General features: G+C 71.2%; 16 protein-coding genes and 2 tRNA genes. 9 read left to right on the top strand and 9 right to left on the bottom strand.

The genetic code is table 11. From position 1 onward, the window contains the following. Positions 1-310: 310 nt before the first annotated feature. On the bottom strand, positions 311-1,306 hold the full coding sequence (locus GUY59_RS14500; RefSeq protein WP_138200359.1) for a hypothetical protein: 996 nt from the start codon (positions 1,304-1,306) through the stop codon (positions 311-313). Between the two features lie 383 nt (positions 1,307-1,689). On the opposite strand from GUY59_RS14500, the gene GUY59_RS14495 reads away from it, so the two are divergent. Then, positions 1,690-2,112: a hypothetical protein gene (locus GUY59_RS14495; protein ID WP_138200358.1), complete on the top strand. Its 423-nt coding sequence runs from the start codon at positions 1,690-1,692 to the stop codon at positions 2,110-2,112. A gap of 135 nt (positions 2,113-2,247) precedes the next feature. Here GUY59_RS14495 and GUY59_RS14490 read toward each other — a convergent pair whose 3' ends face one another. The 6 genes from GUY59_RS14490 to GUY59_RS14465 all read right to left on the bottom strand — a co-directional run bounded on the left by GUY59_RS14490 (position 2,248) and on the right by GUY59_RS14465 (position 6,897). Continuing rightward, positions 2,248-4,788 carry a Tex family protein gene (locus GUY59_RS14490; protein ID WP_138200357.1) on the bottom strand — a complete coding sequence of 847 codons (2,541 nt, stop codon included), beginning with the start codon at positions 4,786-4,788 and terminating at the stop codon, positions 2,248-2,250. 27 nt (positions 4,789-4,815) lie between these two features. After that, positions 4,816-5,979: an amidohydrolase gene (locus GUY59_RS14485; RefSeq protein WP_138200356.1), complete on the bottom strand. Its 1,164-nt coding sequence runs from the start codon at positions 5,977-5,979 to the stop codon at positions 4,816-4,818. A gap of 63 nt (positions 5,980-6,042) precedes the next feature. Continuing rightward, the gene (locus GUY59_RS14480; protein ID WP_138200355.1) at positions 6,043-6,264 is read right to left on the bottom strand and encodes a hypothetical protein; all 222 of its coding nucleotides are present in this window, start codon (positions 6,262-6,264) and stop codon (positions 6,043-6,045) included. 15 nt (positions 6,265-6,279) lie between these two features. After that, positions 6,280-6,714: an RpiB/LacA/LacB family sugar-phosphate isomerase gene (locus GUY59_RS14475; protein ID WP_132330595.1), complete on the bottom strand. Its 435-nt coding sequence runs from the start codon at positions 6,712-6,714 to the stop codon at positions 6,280-6,282. A 34-nt stretch (positions 6,715-6,748) separates the two neighbouring features. Continuing rightward, a tRNA-Arg gene (locus GUY59_RS14470) sits at positions 6,749-6,821 on the bottom strand. Positions 6,822-6,824: 3 nt separating this feature from the next. Further along, positions 6,825-6,897 (bottom strand) — tRNA-Met (locus GUY59_RS14465). 229 nt (positions 6,898-7,126) lie between these two features. Between GUY59_RS14465 and GUY59_RS14460 the strand changes: the two genes are divergently transcribed. The 7 genes from GUY59_RS14460 to GUY59_RS14430 are packed head-to-tail and all read left to right on the top strand — an operon-like array spanning position 7,127 to position 15,011. After that, positions 7,127-8,197 carry a DUF917 domain-containing protein gene (locus tag GUY59_RS14460; RefSeq protein WP_138200354.1) on the top strand — a complete coding sequence of 357 codons (1,071 nt, stop codon included), beginning with the start codon at positions 7,127-7,129 and terminating at the stop codon, positions 8,195-8,197. Beyond that, on the top strand, positions 8,190-9,848 hold the full coding sequence (locus GUY59_RS14455) for a hydantoinase/oxoprolinase family protein (protein WP_138200353.1): 1,659 nt from the start codon (positions 8,190-8,192) through the stop codon (positions 9,846-9,848). The genes GUY59_RS14460 and GUY59_RS14455 overlap by 8 nt, the downstream gene beginning before the upstream one ends. A 23-nt stretch (positions 9,849-9,871) precedes the next feature. Beyond that, positions 9,872-11,485, top strand: a complete 1,614-nt coding sequence (locus GUY59_RS14450; RefSeq protein ID WP_138200352.1) for an ABC transporter substrate-binding protein — start codon at positions 9,872-9,874, stop codon at positions 11,483-11,485. 4 nt (positions 11,486-11,489) lie between these two features. Beyond that, on the top strand, positions 11,490-12,506 hold the full coding sequence (locus tag GUY59_RS14445) for an ABC transporter permease (RefSeq protein WP_138200351.1): 1,017 nt from the start codon (positions 11,490-11,492) through the stop codon (positions 12,504-12,506). Beyond that, a complete protein-coding gene (locus GUY59_RS14440) occupies positions 12,503-13,369 on the top strand; it encodes an ABC transporter permease (RefSeq protein ID WP_138200350.1) in 867 nt (288 codons plus the stop codon). The genes GUY59_RS14445 and GUY59_RS14440 overlap by 4 nt, the downstream gene beginning before the upstream one ends. Beyond that, complete coding sequence (locus tag GUY59_RS14435) at positions 13,366-14,118, top strand: ATP-binding cassette domain-containing protein (RefSeq protein WP_132330607.1); 753 nt, start codon at positions 13,366-13,368, stop codon at positions 14,116-14,118. The genes GUY59_RS14440 and GUY59_RS14435 overlap by 4 nt, the downstream gene beginning before the upstream one ends. A 2-nt stretch (positions 14,119-14,120) precedes the next feature. Next, entirely contained in the window at positions 14,121-15,011 is an 891-nt protein-coding gene (locus GUY59_RS14430; protein ID WP_201760873.1) for an ABC transporter ATP-binding protein, read from the top strand. On the opposite strand, the gene GUY59_RS14425 is transcribed toward GUY59_RS14430, so the two are convergent. Further along, a complete protein-coding gene (locus GUY59_RS14425; RefSeq protein ID WP_138200348.1) occupies positions 15,004-15,471 on the bottom strand; it encodes a MarR family winged helix-turn-helix transcriptional regulator in 468 nt (155 codons plus the stop codon). The genes GUY59_RS14430 and GUY59_RS14425 overlap by 8 nt on opposite strands. 75 nt (positions 15,472-15,546) lie before the next feature. Here GUY59_RS14425 and GUY59_RS14420 point away from each other — a divergent pair, with 75 nt between their 5' ends. After that, positions 15,547-16,947, top strand: a complete 1,401-nt coding sequence (locus GUY59_RS14420) for an MFS transporter (RefSeq protein WP_138200347.1) — start codon at positions 15,547-15,549, stop codon at positions 16,945-16,947. 61 nt (positions 16,948-17,008) lie between these two features. On the opposite strand, the gene GUY59_RS14415 is transcribed toward GUY59_RS14420, so the two are convergent. Next, positions 17,009-18,640, bottom strand: a complete 1,632-nt coding sequence (locus GUY59_RS14415) for a glycoside hydrolase family 27 protein (RefSeq protein ID WP_201760870.1) — start codon at positions 18,638-18,640, stop codon at positions 17,009-17,011. Positions 18,641-18,658: the final 18 nt, after the last annotated feature.

Below are 18,658 nucleotides of genomic sequence, written 5' to 3'. Positions count from 1 at the left end.
CCCCGACGGTGAAGTGCCCATCGGCCCGCCGCTGCGCCGGATGCTTCTGGCCACCCTGATAGTGGAGGGCGGGCATCTGGTTACGCAGGAGCGCTTGGCCGACGTCTTGTGGGGCGACGATCCACCGTCCACTGCAACCAAGAACATCCAGACCCACGTCTTCCATATCCGCCTGTCCCGGCCTTCGCTGTGCGCATGCAACGCCCAGGGTCAGTGCCGCGTCGACGCGTCCAGCGCCCGTTTTCGGCGAGATGTGCGCCGGCCCGGGACCTCTGGTCGGGACTGGGTACGTTCGGGGCCCGGTCAGGGGTCAGAGGCGGTTCTGGGCGATGCGTTTGCCCAGCCCGGCCAGGGAGTCGTCGGCCATGAGCGCCGGCAGGCGGGGCGCGTCCTCGTCGACCTGGCGCAGCACCGCCGGATGACCGCCGCTGAACCGGCTCCAGGCCCGGACCACCTCCGGCATCGCCGCGATGGCCGCCTCCGACAGGATCGCCTCCCTGGGCAACCACGACGTCAGGAACGCCGAGACCCGCCGCGGGCTCCACCACAGCGGCCGGTCCCCGACGAACTCGGCCAGCTTCTCGAACGCCTCCCGTGCTCCCGGCACGTCCGGCAGATCCCGGAACCGGGCCAGGGTGTCGTCGGACGCTCCGCGTACCAGCCCAGGGACACCCTGGGCGCGTGTGATCGCCAGCGGTCGCACACTCGCCAGCGTGTCCGCGACCTCCACCCCCATGATCCGGTCACCCAGCTCGAACGCGTCCAGGATGCGCCCGGCCACCGTCCCCGGTTCGGCCGCCGCCAGCCCCAGATCGTCGAGGAACTTCACCTCCTCGACCAGCGCGTCGACCGCCAGCCCGCCATGCGGCTGGTCGATGCCGACCACCAGGATGTGCGGCTCCTTGCCGTTGTCGTAGCGGTAGGAGAGGACCGCCAGCACCTGCTCGCCGTACGGGTCGGCCTTGCCGTACCAGGCGCCCTCACACGTCACCCGCCCCATCCGGCGCACCCATCCGGCAAGGGTCTCGTCGAGCCCTCGGGCGGCGTCGGTGTACACCCCGGCTCCCGCCACCGCGTCGCCGTCCCGCACCGTGTCGCCGTCCCCTGCCAGGGGGTCGGCCGCCACGTCCGGCGCATCGGATGCGCTGGGGGAAGGCGACGGACGGCCGGCGTTGACCGCGGCGAGAGCGACCAGTGTGAGCCGCGCCTCTGGACCGCCGTCCGCCGCCAGCTCGTCCAGGAAGGGTCGTACCTGCTCCGGCGCCAACCCGGCCGCGATCCGGGCCGCCCAGAGCTCGGTCCGCAAGGGCGAACGCCACCTGAGCAGGTCACGAGCCTGGACGACAGCCGTGGAAAACGCCTCTGTGCTCACCATCCGACCGTACCGCCCCTGTCGCCAGCAGCCTCATCCCGCAGGCCTGAGCCCCCGCTCCGGCCCGTCCGAGCCTGCCACTCGGAACCGGCCCCTCGCCGGTCCGCCCTCCGGACACGAGGACCACACGTGCCCGCATGAGCGTTCCGCCCGGCGACCCCGCGGAGCGACGGTGAACGCGTAGCTAAGAAGTGTGGGTTGTCGCTCAACAATTCGCACGCGCGCTTGGGCAGCCTGGAGCTGGCAACCCACCGAACACCGAGGTCGGCCACCGAAAGGGCTGTCGCCGATCTGTCAGTCGCTGAAGGGAAACCTACGTGTCCAAGCTCTCCACCCGTCTGACGGCATTCTGCGGCGCCGCCGTGACCGCGATCAGCCTGGCCGCCACGACGACCCCAGCCCAGGCAGCCGCCGCCAAGACGCTGTCCCTCTCGTGCGTCTCCAACGCCGGATATGGCTCGGCGTACGTCTACTACACCAACGGCGGCAGGACGATCACGAAGATCGACTATTACATCTACAACGAGAACGGCAGGCGTACGAAGAACAACATCACCATCGGCGACTCCGGAACGGCGCCGACCACGAAGACGTCCACCGACAGCGCCATCTCGAACGACGGCGTGCGCAATCTCCGCGAGAAGAACTACTCCCGCGGCCAGGGCTACATCCGGTTGGAGGTCATCTTCGACGTGCCGAACGCCGGCGACCCGAGATGCGAAACCTCGGAATACCTCTAGTCGCCGGCGGGTCGGCCCACGTCCTGCTCCGGGGGACGATCGCCCTCCTCTGGTCCGGCTGCTTCGCCCGGCCGAGTGCCCCGTCCGGTCGGGTCGTCTGTCCCTGGCCTGAGACAGGGTGAAGCGCTGCGGAGGTCAGTCGTCGCCGGTGAGGCCGGCCTTGCGCAGGGCCTCGGCCATGGCGCCCGTGGGCGCGGGGCGGCGCTGGCCGCCGCGCCCACGCTGGCCTCCGTCGCCGTTGCCGCGCTGGCCGTTGCCTCTGCCGTCGTCGCCCCGGCGGTCGTCGCGACCGCCCTGGCCGCCGCGACCGCCCTCCCCGCGGGTGCCCTGGCCGCCCTGGCCGCGACCTCCGTCGCCACGGGCGCCCTGGCCGCGGCCGCCGCTGCCACGCCCGGCGTTGCCTCTGCCGCCATCGCTGCGATCGCCGTCGCCCCGGTTGCCGGTGCCGCGGCCGCCGTCGCGGCCGTCGTCGGCGGGGCGCGTGCCCTGGCGGCCGGCACCGCGGCGGGGGCCGTCGGAAGGCGACTGGGGGGTGATCTCGTCTTCCAGGCGCAGCGTCAGGGAGATGCGTTTGCGGGGGATGTCGACGTCGAGGACCTTGACGCGCACGATGTCGCCGGGCTTGACCACGTCGCGGGGGTCCTTGACGTAGGTGCGGGACATGGCCGACACGTGGACGAGGCCGTCCTGGTGCACGCCGACGTCGACGAAGGCGCCGAACGCGGCCACGTTCGTGACGACGCCCTCCAGGATCATGCCCGGCGTCAGGTCGGAAAGTTTCTCGACGCCCTCCTTGAAGGTGGCCGTCTTGAACGCGGGCCTCGGGTCACGGCCGGGCTTCTCCAGCTCGCGCAGGATGTCGGTGATCGTGGGCAGGCCGAACGTGTCGTCGGTGAAGTCGTCGGGCCGCAGCGAGCGCAGCGCCGCGCTGTTGCCGATCAGCGATTTGAGGTCGCTCTTGACGGCGTCGAGGATGCGCCGCACCACGGGGTAGGCCTCCGGGTGCACGCTGGAGACGTCGAGCGGGTCGTCGCCGCCACGGATGCGCAGGAAGCCGGCGCACTGCTCGAACGCCTTGGGCCCGAGCCTGGGCACGCTCTTCAGCGCCGAGCGCGTGCGGAAGGGGCCGTTGGCGTCGCGGTGGCGGACGATGCTCTCGGCCAGCGTGGAGCCGATGCCGGACACACGGGTGAGCAGCGGCGCCGACGCGGTGTTGACCTCGACCCCGACGGCGTTGACGCAGTCTTCGACCACCGCGTCGAGCGAGCGGGAGAGCTTGGACTCGGCGAGGTCGTGCTGGTATTGGCCGACGCCGATCGACTTGGGATCGATCTTGACCAGCTCGGCCAGCGGGTCCTGCAGCCTGCGGGCGATGGAGACCGCGCCGCGCAGCGACACATCGAGGTCGGGCAGCTCCTGCGAGGCGTAGGGGGAGGCGGAGTAGACCGAGGCCCCGGCCTCGGAAACCACGATCTTCGTCACCGACGGCATGTGCTGGACCAGCTCGCCGGCCAGCTTGTCGGTCTCGCGCGACGCGGTGCCGTTGCCGATGGCGATCAGCTCGACCCCGTGCCGCTGCGCGAGCGCGCCGAGGACGGCGAGCGACTCGGCCCACTGCCGCTTGGGCTCGTGGGGGTAGATCGTGGCCGTCTCGACGACCTTGCCCGTGGCGTCGACCACGGCGACCTTCACGCCGGTGCGCAGGCCGGGGTCGAGGCCCATCGTCGGCCGGCTGCCGGCCGGGGCGGCGAGCAGCAGGTCGCGCAGGTTGGCCGCGAACACCCGCACCGCTTCCTCCTCGGCCGCCTGCCACAGCCGCATGCGCAGGTCGATGCCCAAATGCACCAGGATGCGCGTGCGCCAGGCCCAGCGCACGGTCTCGGTCAGCCACTTGTCGGCCGGTCTGCCCTGGTCGGAGACGCCGAACCGGGAGGCGACGCGCATCTCGTAGTCGGGGCTGTCGTCGGGCTCGAGCGTGACGGAGAGGATCTCTTCCTTCTCGCCCCTGAACATGGCCAGGATGCGATGGGAGGGCAGCTTGGTGAACGGCTCGCCGAAATCGAAGTAGTCGGAGAACTTGGCCCCCGCCTCCTCCTTGCCCTCGCGCACTTTCGACACCAGCCGCCCGCGGTTCCACAGCTGCTCGCGCAGGGCGCCGATGAGGTCGGCGTCTTCGGCGAAGCGCTCGATCAGGATCGCCCTGGCCCCTTCGAGGGCCGCGGACGCGTCGGCGACCCCCTCGGTGACGAAGCCGTCTGCGGCGGCGACCGGGTCGATCGAGGGATCGGCGAGCAGTCGGTCGGCCAGCGGCTCCAGCCCCAGCTCCCGGGCGATCTGCGCCTTTGTGCGCCGTTTGGGCTTGTAAGGCAGGTAAATGTCTTCGAGCCTGGCCTTGGTCTCGGCCGCCATGATCTGCTCGCGCAGCTCGTCGTCGAGCTTGCCCTGCGACTCGATCGACTCCAGGATGGCCACCCGGCGCTCCTCCAGCTCGCGCAGGTAACGCAGTCGCTCCTCGAGCGTGCGCAGTTGCGCGTCGTCGAGGGCGCCGGTGGCCTCTTTGCGGTATCGCGCGATGAACGGCACGGTCGCGCCGCCGTCGAGCAGATCGACGGCCGCCTGCACCTGCCCGTCGCGTACGCCGAGCTCTGCCGCGATCCGCTGGTGAATAGAGAGCACTTGGTTGCCTTTCGATGGTCCCGCCGGTCAATTGTGCAGGACTACGCCGTCTTTCATGACCAGAGTGCGCGCAGGGTGAACGACCACGGCCTCCGCCGGGCCTCCGGAGGGCACGACCACCAGGTCGGCCCGGTCGCCCTCGGACAGGCCGTAGCTTGTCAGCCCCAGCGCATGTGCGCCGCCGTAGGTGGCGGCCTCCAGTGCCAGCTCGATGTCCTCGTCTCTGCGGAACGTGCTGCGGTAGGCGACGTGCATGGCCCGCTCCAGCATGTCGCCGCTGCCGTAGGGGCCCCACAGATCGCGGATGCCGTCGTGCCCGCACGCGATCGTGACGCCCGCGGCCCGCAGCTTCTTGATCGGCGGCACGGGATAGCTGTAGACGGCCCCGGTCGCGAGCGCCACGCCCGCTTCGGCGAAGCCCCGCGCCAGCCGGTCGACGTAGGCCTCGTCGAGCTGGCCGAGCGCGTAGGCGTGGCTGACCGTGACGCGGCCGCCCAGCCCGAGCACCCGGGTGCGCTCGGTGATGAGCTCCAATTCCCAGCCACCCAGCGAGCCGCCGTCGTGCAGGTGGATGTCGAGGTGCGTGCCGTAACGCTCGGCCAGGCCGAAGACCAGGTCGAGGTGGCGCACGGGATCACGGTCGACGCCGGCCGGGTCGATGCCGCCGACCGCCTCGACGCCGCCCTTCAGCGCCTCTTCGAGCAGCTCGGCGGTGCCCGGGTTGGTCAGCACGCCGTGCTGGGGGAAGGCGACCTGACGCACGTCGACCGGGGAACGTGCGGACGCCTCGCGCACGGCCTCCACGCCGCGCAGCCCGACCTCGGGGTCGATGTCGGTGTGGGTGCGCACATGGGTGGTGCCGGCCGCGCTCATGCGCTCCAGCAGCGCGCCGATCCGCTCGACGCTCGGCACGCCCAGCTCACCGCGGCGGGCGAGGTCGTTGCCGATGCGGCCGGCGAGCGTGTCGTCGGCGGAGTGAGGCACCCAGGGCCCGCCGTAGAGGGTCTTGTCGAGGTGGCAGTGGGCCTCGACGAGGCCGGGCAGCACCAGTTGACCCGCGACGTCGACCACGTGGGCGGCGGGCGCGTCCACGCCCTGGCCGACCCGGGCGATCCGGCCGTCGCGGACGAGGATGTCGGCGGTTGAGCCGAGCCTCCAGGGGAGCCCGCCACGGAGCAGCACGTCGGTCATGCCCAGCACCCTAAACGCCCGCACCGACGATTTACGTGTCTCCGCTGCGACGGTTCCGGACCGTCAGCCGGGTAGGCCGGCGAAGAGTTCGAGGTGGCGGCGCCTACGGCAGCGGAAGGCCTCGACCGGCCACTTGGTCCGGCCGAAATGCGTGGCCCCGCTGAACACGCCGCGTTCGAGCGGGCCTTGAACCCACGTGACGCATCCCTGGGAGCTCTGGCCGGAGTCCATGACGAAGCCGGTCTCCAGCGCCTGCCCGCAATGCGTGCACCGCACATTGGACATGCGCCCCAAGCGCAGTCAGATTTCGTCGAGATGGGAGACGTTCGCGAGGTCGGCGGCGTCGGTGCTGGGCCGCCCCTCGAACCAGGCGTCGAGGATCTCGCCGAGCACCACGTCGGAGGTCAGCCGGAGGCTGAGCGCGAGGACGTTGGCGTCGTTCCAGGTGCGGGCGCCGTCGGCGGTGTAGGCGTCGACGCAGAGCGCGGCCCGTACGCCGGGCACCTTGTTCGCCGCGATGGACGCGCCCGTGCCCGTCCAGCAGCAGACGACCGCCTGGTCGGCCCGCCCTTCGCTGACGTCTTTCGCGGCGAGCTCGCAGGCCCACGCCCAGTCGGCGCGCTCGCCGTCGCCGAGCGCGCCGTGGGTGACCACGTCGTGCCCGCGCCTGCGCAGCTCCGTCACGACCCGCTCGGCCACGCCGTCCTTGCTGTCGGCGGCCACCGAAATCCGCATGCGTCCTCCCGGTTGCTCACCTCAGATGTACCAGCGCCCCCGGCTGGAATCGAACCAGCGGCCTCCTGTTTCGGAAACAGGTGCGCTCTCCGCTGCGCCACGAGGGCTCGTGGCGGGTGCGGGAATCGAACCCGCCTGGAGCGACGTATGAAATCGCCGGGCACACCAGCGCCCCCACCCGCCTGGGAGATGTCCGGGCGGGGCCGGGGCCGGGAGGATCAGCCTCGGCGCACCCAGGACACGCCCGTACGGCGCCGCACGCGCATTCGCCGGGTGGTCATGGGAGGTCCTTTCCGCTGGTTCAGGTGCCGGTATCGAGCATGGCGGCCGCCCGTACGACGGCGCAACCTGTTTTGTCCCTCACATGTCAGACTGGCACATTGAGGCGGTATGTGCTTGGTTGTGCAGCCATATGAGCATTGACGAGAGTGACATTCCCGCACTCGCCCGCGGGTGCGCGATCCTCGGCACGGGCGGCGGGGGAGACGTGCGCGCGGGTTCGCTGGCCGCGGTCAGGGCCATCCGCGCGTACGGCGAGGTGCCGCTGGTCGATCTGGCCGACCTGCCCGGTGACGCGCTGGTCGTGCCGCTGTCCGGGATCGGGGCGCCGACGGTCGGGCACGAGATGATCCAGGGGGAGGACGAGCCCAAGCGCGTCGCCGAGGAGGTCGAGCGGCTCTTCGGCCGCCCGCCGAGCGCGATCATGTCCTCCGAGATCGGCGGCTCGAACGGGGTGGCGCCGGTCGCCTGGGCCGCGCGCCTCGGGGTGCCGCTGCTCGACGCCGACGGCATGGGCCGGGCGTTCCCCGAGGTGCAGATGGTGTCGATGTACGTGGCCGGGCTCCCGGCAGACCTCGTGATCATGTCTGACATCGTGGGAAATGTGGTGACCATCCGCCCGATCGACGGGCTCTGGTCGGAACGCCTGGCGCGGGCCGTGTGCGTGGCCGCGGGCTCGCACGCGCTGATGGCCGACTACGTCCTCACGGCCGACCGTGCCCGCGGCGCGGTCATCGAGGGCACGGTCACCCGCGCGATCGGGATCGGCAGGGCCACCGAGGGCGCGGCCGACCCGCTCGGCGCGCTGCGGGACCGCCTCGGCGCCGTACGCCTGATCACCGGCAAGCTGACCGACGTGGACCGCCGCACCACCGGCGGTTTCGTGAGGGGGACCGCCACGATCGAGGGCACCGGAGACGACCGCGGCCGCCGTCTCACCGTGGAACTGCAGAACGAGAACCTCATCGCCGTCGAGGACGGCGCCGTGCGGGCCATGGTGCCCGACCTCATCACCGTCGTGGACACCGAGACGGCCGCCGCCGTCCAGACCGAGAGCCTGAGGTACGGCCAGCGCGTCAGCGTGCTCGCCTGGCCGTGCGACCCGCTCTGGCGCACGCCCAAAGGACTGGAGACGGCCGGTCCCAGGGCGTTCGGCTACGACCACGACTACGTACCCGTCGAGGAGTTGACCGCGCATGGCTGACCTGCCGGAGCTCGGCATCGGGATCGACGTCGGCGGCACGAACACCGACGCGGTCGTGCTCGGCCCGGGCGGCCGGGTGGTGGCCAAGGCCAAGCGTCCGACCACCCCGGACGTTACCGGAGGGCTGCGGGCGGCCATGGACGCGGTGCTGGCGGAGCTGGAAGGAGCCGAGGACCCGCCCGCTGCGCGGGACGGGCAGGGCGGCGGCGCACGTAGCCGCGTGGCCAGGATCATGCTGGGCACCACGCACGCGACCAACGCGATCCTGGAACGCAGGAACCTCGGCCGGGTCGCCGTGCTCAGGCTCGGCGCCCCCGCCACCACCGCCGTGCCCCCGCTGTCGGGCTGGCCGAACGACCTGCGCGCGGCCGTGTCGGCGGGGGAGGCCATCGTCCCCGGCGGGCACTACGTCGACGGCCGCGAGATCGGCGCGCCCGGCCTCGGAGCCGTCCGCCGCTTCCTGGACGGCGTGCGGGCCGACGCGGTGGCCGTCACGAGCGTCTTCAGCCCGGCCAGCGACGAGCACGAGCGCCTCGTCGCCGAACTGGTCACCTCCGAGTACGGCCTGCCGGTCTCGCTCAGCCACGAGATCGGCACGCTGGGGCTGCTCGAACGCGAGAACGCCACCGTGCTGAACGCCGCCCTGTACGGCGTCGCCGCCCACGTGACCGGCGCGCTGACCGCCGCCCTGGCCGAGCGTGGCCTGGGCGCGCGCCCGTACCTGGCGCAGAACGACGGCACGCTCATGGCGGTGGAGCACGCCGAGCGGATGCCGGTCGCGACGATCGGCTCGGGCCCGGCCAACTCCCTGCGCGGCGCCGCGTACCTGTCCGGCGTGGCGGACGCGGTGGTGGTGGACGTCGGCGGTACGTCCACCGACCTCGGGGTGCTGACCGGCGGTTTCCCTCGCGAGTCGGCGGCGGCGGTCGAGATCGGCGGGGTGCTGACCAACTTCCGGATGCCGGACATCCTCGCCATCGCCCTCGGCGGCGGGAGCGTGGTGCGCGGCGGTGGCGTCGGCCCCGACTCCGTCGGCTACCGGATCGCCGGCGAGGCGCTGGTCTTCGGCGGGGACACGGCCACGATGACCGACGCGGCGGTGGCGGCGGGCCGTACCCCGCCCGGGTCGGCCGGCTGGCGCGGCCGGCTCCCCGAGTCCGTCCTGGCCCGACAGGCCGCGCGCTCCGGGCCGGAGAAAGGACCGCGCGCGGGGGACGGGCGGGAGACGATCGCCGACGTCCTGGCCAGGGCGGTGCTCGTGGCCGACGAGATGGTCGTGGACGCGGTGGACCGCATGACGCTCGGCAGGACCGACCGGCCCCTGGTCGCGGTGGGCGGCGGGGCGTTCATCCTGCCCGGCCGCATCCCGGGCGTGAGCGGGGTGATCCGCCCTGAGCACGCCGAGGTGGCCAACGCCGTGGGGGCCGCGATCGCCCTCGCGAGCGGCAGAGTGGATACGATCTTGCCTGCGGGAGATAGTCGGCCGAAAGCCATCGAAAGGGCCAAGGAAGAGGCGGCGGCGCGAGCTGTGGCGGCGGGGGCGGACCCTTCCGGCGTCGAGATCGTGGATCTCCTCGAGGTGCCACTGAGCTATCTCTCCGAGCCCGCCGTACGCGTACACGTCAAAGCAGCCGGACCCCTCGCCCGGTGACAGATCGAAAGGATCCCCCCACCATGCGCTGGCACAAGCGCTTGCTCGTAGCCGGGCTCACCGGCGTCCTGGCCATGACCGCCGCCGCGTGCGCGGGCGGCCAGGTGCGCGGCGCCGGAGGCACACCGCAGCCCGCGGACAGCACCGGACCGGCCGCCAGGCAGACCGCGAAGGCCAACGACAGCACGTTCGTCTACGCGCCGAACCTCGACGTCGTCACCGACTGGGACCCGGCCACCTCCTACTCCAACGAGATCGTCGCCCTGTCGAACATCTACGAGGGCCTGACCCGTTACAACTTCCAGACCCGCGAGGCCGAACCGCGCCTGGCCACCGAGTGGACCTCGGCCGACGGCGGCAAGGAGTGGACGTTCAAGCTCCGCCAGGGCGTGAAGTTCCACTCGGGCGCCACGATGGACGCCGCGGCGGCGAAGAAGGCGATCGAGCGCACGATCAGGAAGAAGGGCGGCGCGGCCTACATCTGGGACCCGGTCGACAGGATCGAGGCCGTGGACGCGACCACGCTGAAGTTCACCCTCAAGCGCGCCGCGCCGCTCGACCTCGTCGCCTCCTCCGGCTACGCCGCCTACATCTACGACGTGGACGCGGTGGACGCCGACGGCAAGACGACCGCCGGCACCGGCCCGTACACGATCGACTCGTGGCAGAAGGGCAAGGAGACCGAGCTCACGCTGAAGGCGTTCGAGGACTACTGGGGCGGCTGGACGCCCGAGCAGTACAGGAAGGTCTCCTTCCGGGTCACTCCCGAAATCACCACCGCGTGGCAGCTGCTCCAGAAAGGCGAGGTCAACTTCGTCCAGCGGCTGAACCCGCAGTTGTTCGAGCAGGCCGGTATGACCGACAACGTCCGGACCGCGCGGTCGGCGTCGTTCCAGAACCTGCTGGTGCTGTTCAACACGGCCGCGGGCCCGACGAAGGACGTCAGGATCCGGCAGGCGCTGCAACTCGCGATCGACTACGACGGCCTGGCGGCGGCGTTGAAGGGCTCGGGCTCGAAGGCCAGCGGCCTGGTGCCGGAGGGGCTGCTCGGCCACGTGAGCGGCATGGAGCCCAAGCCCGACCTGGGAAGGGCACAGGAACTGCTGGCCGAGGCCGGGTACGGCCCCGACAACCCCGAGCTGAGGCTCTCCCTCACCTACGCGCAGGGCGACGAGGACCAGAAGATGCTGGTCACGCTGCTCAGCTCGGCGCTGAAGAAGCTCAACATCACGCTGCAGGCCAAGCCCATGACGTGGAGCGCCCAGTGGGACCAGGGCAAGCAGCAGGGGCAGGACATCTTCGTCATGTACTGGTATCCGGACTATCCGGACGCATACTCGTGGTTCCTCAACGTGTTCAAGAGCGAGGACGAGCCGCGGTTCAACCTGTCGTACCTGAAGGACCGTGAGATCGACGCGGCCATCGAGAAGCTGCCCGAACTCATGGCGACCGACGCGCTCAAGGCGGACGACGCGTTCAAGGACCTGCAGAAGAAGATCATCGAGGAGCAGGCGGCGGTGGCGGTGCCGTACGTGCAGACCTACCAGCGCGCGCTCACCGCGGACGTCAAGGGATACGTGGACAACCCCGCCTATCCCAACGTCGTCTTCTTCTACGACCTCCAACGCGCGCGCTGACCGCATGCTGCGCTATCTGGCCCGCCGGCTCGGCCAGGCCCTCCTGGTCGTGGCCGGCGTGGTCGTGCTCACGTTCACCGTCATGCGGCTGGTGCCGGGAGATCCCGCGGTGGCCTTCGCCGGGCCGAAGGCCACTCCCGAGGAACTCGACGCGGCGCGCGAGAGGTTCGGGCTGGACGATCCGCTGCCGGTGCAGCTCGTCGCCTACGTGCGGGACCTGGTCACCGGCGACTGGGGTGTCAGCCTGCACACCCGGCAGCCCGTGCGCGACGACCTCTATCTCGCCTTCCCCGCCTCGCTCGAACTCGTCGGGGCGGCGCTGCTGATCGCGGTGGTCGTGGGAATCCCGATCGGCGTGCTCGCCGCCCGCTACAAGACGAAATTTCCGGACTTCGGGGTACGGTTCGGCAGCATGCTGGCCGTCTCCGTCCCCGTCTTCTGGCTGGCCCTCGCCCTCCAGCTCGTCCTCGCCGGCCGGCTCGACTGGTTCCCCGTGGCCGGTGAGTACGACTCCTCGCTCGACACCACCAGCCCCCTCACCCTGTGGACCAACATCACCGTCGTCGACGCCCTCATCACCGGCAACTGGCCCATCCTCACCAGCACCCTCCACCACCTGGTGCTGCCGGCCCTGGTCGTGGCCGCCTACCCCACGGGCGTCATCGCCCAGATGACCAGGGCGACCCTCATCGAGGAGTCCGGCCAGGACCACGCCCGGCTGGAACGCGCGCTCGGGTTCGGCGAGACGTCCATCCTGACCAAGTTCGCCCTGCGACCGGCGCTGAGCCCCGTGTTGGCGCTGATCGCCCTGGTCTTCGCCTACTCGATCGTCAACGGCTTCCTCGTCGAGGCGATCTTCAACTGGCCGGGCCTGGGCAGCTACGCCGCCGAGGCGATCCGCTCGCGCGACACGCCGGCGATCGCGGGCGTCACGCTCCTGGTCGCGCTGGTCTACGTGCTGGCCAACCTGGTCGTGGACGTGCTCCAGGGTTTCCTCGACCCCCGGGCGAGGACCCGATGACGAGCCCCCAGGAGACCACCGCCGAGGTGCCGCTGCGCCGCCTGCTGCCGCGGGTCCCCGACCGGTTCGCCGCCTTGGGGGCGGTGCTCATCGTGCTGATCGTGCTGGCCGCGATCATGGCGCCGTGGCTCGCCCCGTACCCGGACGAGCCGCGCCCTCTGGAGGGGTCGCTGCCACCGGGCGCCGCGCACTGGTTCGGCACCGACCAGCTCGGCCGCGACGTGCTCACGAGAATTCTGTACGGCGCCCGCACGTCGTTGTCCATCGCCGTGTCCGTGCTGGCGGTCTCGGCGCTGGCCGGTGTCACGCTGGGCGTGGTGGCCGGCTACGCGGGCGGCTGGGTCAGAGATGTGATCATGCGGGTCACGGACGTGTTCCTGGCCTTCCCCGCGCTGCTGCTCTCGCTGGCGCTGGCGGTCGTGCTGCCGCCGAGCGTGACCACGGTCATCCTGGCGATCGCGGTGACCTGGTGGCCCTGGTACACCCGGCTGGCGGCGTCCGTGGCCGCCTCGATCGCCACCCGCCCCTACGTGGACGCCGCCCGGTGCCTCGGTGTGCCCGCGCCGCTGATCGTCTGGCGGCACGTGCTGCCGAACTCCCTCACGCCCGTCCTCGTCCAGATGTCGCTGGACGCGGGCGGCGTGATCCTCACCGCGGCGGCGCTGTCGTACCTGGGACTGGGCGCGCAGGAACCGACGGCGGAGTGGGGGCTGATGGTCCAGCAGGGGCAGACGTTGTTCACCACGAACTGGTGGATCGGCACGTTCCCCGGGCTGGCGATCCTGGTGACGGCGTTCGCGTTCAACATGCTGGGGGAAGGGCTGCGCAACGCGCTCGACCCCAGGGCGAGGAAGGTCACGTGATCGAGGTACGCGATCTCCAGGTGCGCTACGCGGGGCGGCTGGTGGCCGGCGTGCCCGAGCTGGACGTGGGCGCGGGCGAGTGCGTCGCGATCGTGGGGGAGAGCGGCTCCGGCAAGTCGACCACGCTGCTGTCGCTCCTCGGCCTTACCGAGAACGCCGACATCTCGGGGCACGTCAGGGTCTGCGGGGTCGACGTGCTGACCGCCTCGCCGCGCCGGCTGCGCGAGATCCGCGGCGCGAGGGCCGCGCTCGTCATGCAGTCACCCCAGTCGGCGCTCAGCCCCGCCACCCGTCTCGGCGTGCTGATGCGCCGAGCGCTCAGGCTCCACGGCGTCGGGAGCGGCAAGGACGGGCGCCTGGACGAGATCATGGCGGAGTCCGTGGCGGCGGTCATGCTCGACCGCGCGATCCTGCGCCGCTACCCGCACGAGATCTCCGGCGGCCAGGCCCAGCGCTTCGCCATCGCGCTGGCCATCGCCCTGGGTGCCGAGGTGATCCTCGCCGACGAGCCCACCAGCGCCCTCGACGTGACCGTGCAGGCCGAGGTGGTCGGCGTGCTGCGCCGGCTCAGGGAGGAACGCGACCTGGCCCTCCTGCTCGTCTCCCACGACCTGGCCCTGGTCTCGACGATCGCCGACCGGGTGCTCGTCATGAAGGACGGGGAGGTGGTGGAGTCGGGGCCCGCCGCGAGGGTGCTGACCGAGCCGTCGCACCCGTACACGCGCGAGTTGCTGGAGGCGCTGCCGTGACCATGCTCAGGGCCGAGCGGGTGACTCTCGGGTACGCCGGGCGCGACGTCGGCCACGCGGTCGTGCACGACGTGAGCCTGGACATCACCGCGGGCGGGGTCGGGCTGATCGGGGAGAGCGGCTCGGGCAAGACGACCCTGGCGCGCGCGTTCCTGGGCCTCCTCACCCCCATCTCCGGAAATATCTGGTACAGCGACCAAATACTCAAAAAAGCGGACATGCGGAAGTTCCGGAAGGACGTCCAGCCGGTCTTCCAGGCCGAGGCCCTCGACCCCAGGATGCGCGTCGGCACCTCCGTGGCCGAGGCACTGCCGGTGCGAGGGTCCCGCGCCGCCAGAGCCAGGGTGCCGGAGCTGCTCGAACAGGTCGGCCTCGACCCCGGCCTGGCCACGCGCAGGCCGCACCAGCTCTCGGGAGGCCAGCGCCAGCGAGTGGTGATCGCCAGGGCCCTGGCGGTCGGCCCCCGCCTGCTCATCCTGGACGAGCCCACGAGCGCGCTCGACGTCACCGTGCAGGCGCGGATCCTCGACCTGATCGCCTCGCTGGACACCGAGCGCCTGCTGATCACCCACAACCTCGCCGTCGTGGAGCGGCTCTGCCGCACCTCGCACGTGTTGTTCGCGGGCCGGGTCGTCGAGTCGGGGCCTACGCGCGACCTGCTGGCGAACCCCGCCCACCCCTACACCCTGGCGCTGCGCGACGCGGTGCCGAAACTCGGCGGCCCGCCGCCGCAGGCCCGGGGCGTGACGGAGGCCGTGCCGGCGGAGACGGGCTGCCCGTTCAGGCTGCGCTGCCCGCTGGCCGCGCCCGAGTGCGAGCGGCCGCCCGCGCTCAGGGAGGTGCGGAGGCGTCAGGTGGCCTGCCACCGGGCGGAGGACGTGCTGGTCACGTAGCCGGGAAGAGCTCCTTGAGGTGCGCGGTGATGTCTTCGCTGAGCTTGTCCATCAGCCTCGCCAGCTCCGCGCGCTCCTCGGCGGGCCAGCCGGCCATGGCGCCCTCGAACCACTCCGTCGTCACCCGGCGGCACCTGCGCGCGGCCTCGGCGCCGTCCTCGCTGAGCGCGATGCGCCAGGCCCGGCCGTCGTCGGGGTCGCGCACCCGCTCGACGAGCTTGCGCCCTTCCAGCGCGGCGACGTGCCGGGTCACGTGAGGGCTCTCCACCTGTAGTCCCTGGGCGATCGCACCGACCCTGCACGGCTCGCCCGCGTCCAGCAGGTGAACGAGGATCTGCACGTCGGGCCGGTCGAGCCGGACGCCCGCGGCCTCGGTCAGCCGCTCATGCGTCTTGGCGCGCTGGAGCGTGGCCGCGAGCCGGCGGTAGGCGGAGACCGTCTTGATGAGATCGTCGTCCATCGGGTTGCTTACCTAACTTAGGTATGTATCATCGTTCCTCGACTACTTACCCAAAGTATCTAAAAGGAGCGGAACATGGCGACAGCCGTCGCACCCGCGCGCCCTGACACGTCGTCGGCGCGAAACCCCTGGCCGGCCGTGGTGGCACTGGCCTTCGCGGCGTCCATCGCCGCCCTGCAGAACACCGCGGTCGTGCCGTTGCTTCCCGTGCTGCAACGCGAGCTGCACGCCTCTCTCACCGCCGTGAGCTGGACCCTGACGTTGAGCCTGCTGGTCGCCGCGGTCGCGACGCCGTTGTTGTCGCGCTTCGGCGACATGTACGGCAGACGCCGCATGATCCTCGGCGCCCTCGCGCTGCTGGTCGCGGGCTCTGTGATGGCGGCGCTGGCGACGTCGCTGACCTGGTTGATGGTGGCGAGGGTGCTGCAGGGGTTCGTGGCCGCGCTCGTGCCGTTGTCCATCGGCGTGGTGCGCGACACACTGCCCCGCCGCCAGCTCGCCACCGGCATCGGCGTGCTGAGCGCGACCATGGGGTTCGGCTCGGGTGGCGGCATGATCCTCGCGGGGCTCGCCTCCGGGGATTGGCACCTGGTCTTCTGGATCACCGCCGCCATCTCCCTGGCGGCCTCCGTCTTTGTGGCCTTCCTCGTACGAGACCACGCGCCCGCCGTCAGGGGGCGGCCCGACCTGCTCGGCGCCGCGCTGCTGGCCGCCTGGCTGGTCGCCCTGCTGCTGGCCATCAGCGAGGGCGGCTCGTGGGGCTGGACCTCGCCCGGCGTGCTCGGGTTGTTCGCGGCCGCGGCGGTGCTGGCGGGCGTGTGGGTCGTGGTCGAGCGCCGGGTGGCCGAACCGCTGGTGCAGATGTCCATGCTGGTCCACCGCGGTACCGTCGGCGCGACGGTGGCCTCGATGCTGCTCGGACTCGCGTTCTTCACGCTGCTGACCGGCATCTCGGGCTTCGCCCAGGCGCCCGCCGCCTCCGGTTACGGCCTGGCCGCCTCCACCCTGCAGGTCGGCGTCTACCTGCTGCCCAGCACGCTGTTCATGCTGGTGATCTCGCTGTTCGCGGGCCGGCTGATGCGTCACTTCCACGCCTCGTCCATGGTGGCCGCCGGCTCGGCGGTGACGGGTCTCGCGGCGTTGTGGCTGGTGCTCCGGCACGACGGCCCCGCCGACCTCTACGTGGCGACCTCACTGATGGGCATCGGCTTCGGCATCGGCTACGCGGCGCTCGGCACCATGGCCGTCGAGCACGTCCAGCCCGGCATGACGGCCGTCGCGGCGGGCGTGAACGCGCTCGTGCGCATCGTGGGCGGCAGCACCGCGGGCGCCGCGATCGCCGCCATCCTGGCCGCCAGTCCCGGCGTGCGGGGCTACCAGTGGGTCTTCGGCGTGGCCGCGGCGGCCGGGGCGGTGGCCGCGCTGTTCGCGGCCACGTACGGGTGGCTCAACCGACGGGCGGTCACAGTGCCTTGAGCCCGCTGATCACCTCGAGCAGCACCTTCGCGCCGGGCGCGGGAGGCGGGCGAACGGCCCTTCACGCGCGGGTCCAGCGCTGGTTGGGCGCGCCGGTGCAGGTCCAGATCTGGAGCCTGGCGCCGTTGGCCGTGGCGTTGCCCGTCGCGTCCAGGCATTTGCGCGCCCCGACGGCGGTGATGCTTCCGTCGGGGTTGAAGCGCCATCGCTGGTTGCTCTGACCGTTGCAGTCCCAGATGATGACGCTGGTGCCGTCGGCGGTGGCAGCGTTGTTGACGTCCAGGCACTTGTTGCCGTAGACGCGCAGCTCACCTGCGGTGGTGGAGGTCCACTGCTGGTTGTTCTGCTGGTGGCAGTCCCAGATCACCACCTGGGTGCCGTTGGCCTGGGAGGCACCGGACACGTCGAGACACCTCCCCGAGCCGACACCCTGGATCCGGGTTGGGGGCGGCAAGGGGGTGCCGCCGCTGACCCGGAACACGACGGTGCCGTGGGGCGGGACGCTCGCCGAGATGCTTCCGGTCGTCGTGGTGACGGCGTTCGTCCAGGCATCCCGGAGTGTGAACGGGCCACCGGTCAGGCCGATGGCGGACGCGGTGGTGCTGATCGTGGTGGTGCTGCCGCCCTGATTGAACAGCGCGACCGCGACGTCGCCGTTGCTCAGCCGCTTGGCCAGGACACGGCGGGTTCCGTCGTTGCCGACCTGGGTGGCCTGGAGGCCGAGCGAATCCTGGTTGATGGCGATCAGGTTCTGGTTCTTCATGATCGTCGCGGTCGCGCCGTTCATGTTCCGGACGTCGTTCCCGGCGATCAGAGGGGCGGCCATGACGGCCCAGAGGGCGAAGTGGCTGCGCATCTCGGTGTCGTTCATGCCGCCCCGGCCGACGACCATCATGTCGGGGTCGTTGAACTGCCCCGGCCGGGCGTTGCCCGCCAGAGGGACGTTGACGTCGACGATGTTCTGGATGCCCATCGGGTAGCCGTTGGTCTGACCCGTGTTCCAGGCGTTGGTGATGTCCTCGGTCGTGCGCCAGATGTTGGCGACGTCGCCCCAGTTCCGCTGCGGCCCGGTCTTCTCGTGAATGCTGTTGGAATTGATGCTGTAGAGGACCGGCCGGCCGGTCGCCGCCAGCGCGTCCCGCATCTTGGCGAAGGTGCGCACCTGGTCGTCAATGGTGCCGGTGGGCGAGCACCAGTCGTACTTGAGATAGTCGACGCCCCAGGCGGCGAACTGCCGGGCGTCCTGGACCTCATGGTTGAGGCTGCCGGTCGCGCCCGGGTAGCTGCCGAAGTACTGGGCGCAGGTCTTGTCCAGCGGCGCCTGGTAGAGGCCGAACTTGAGGTTCCTGGCGTGCAGGTAGTCGCCGAGCGCCTTCATGCCGCTGGGGAACCGGGACGGGTTGGCCTGGAGGTTGCCCGCCGAGTCGCGGTTGGGGTCGAACCAGCAGTCGTCCACCACGACGTACTCGTAGCCGAGGTCGCGCATGCCGTTGCTGACGAGCGCGTCGGCCGTCTGCTTGATCAGCGTTTCGTTGATGTTGCAGCCGAAGGTGTTCCAGGTGTTCCAGCCCATCGGCGGGGTACGGCCGACGCCGTTGTCCAGCGCCTGCGCCGGAAGGGTCGTGGCCGCCGAGGTGCCCGTCGTCAGGGCCAGCAGCACGGAGACGGTGAAAGCGAGTCGTTTCCTGCTCATCGATGTCTCTCCTCATCG

Origin of the sequence: Nonomuraea sp. K271, assembly GCF_009908215.1 — a bacterium.
GTDB classification, from domain to species: domain Bacteria; phylum Actinomycetota; class Actinomycetes; order Streptosporangiales; family Streptosporangiaceae; genus Nonomuraea; species Nonomuraea longispora.
This window is presented reverse-complemented; position numbering and strand designations above follow the sequence as displayed.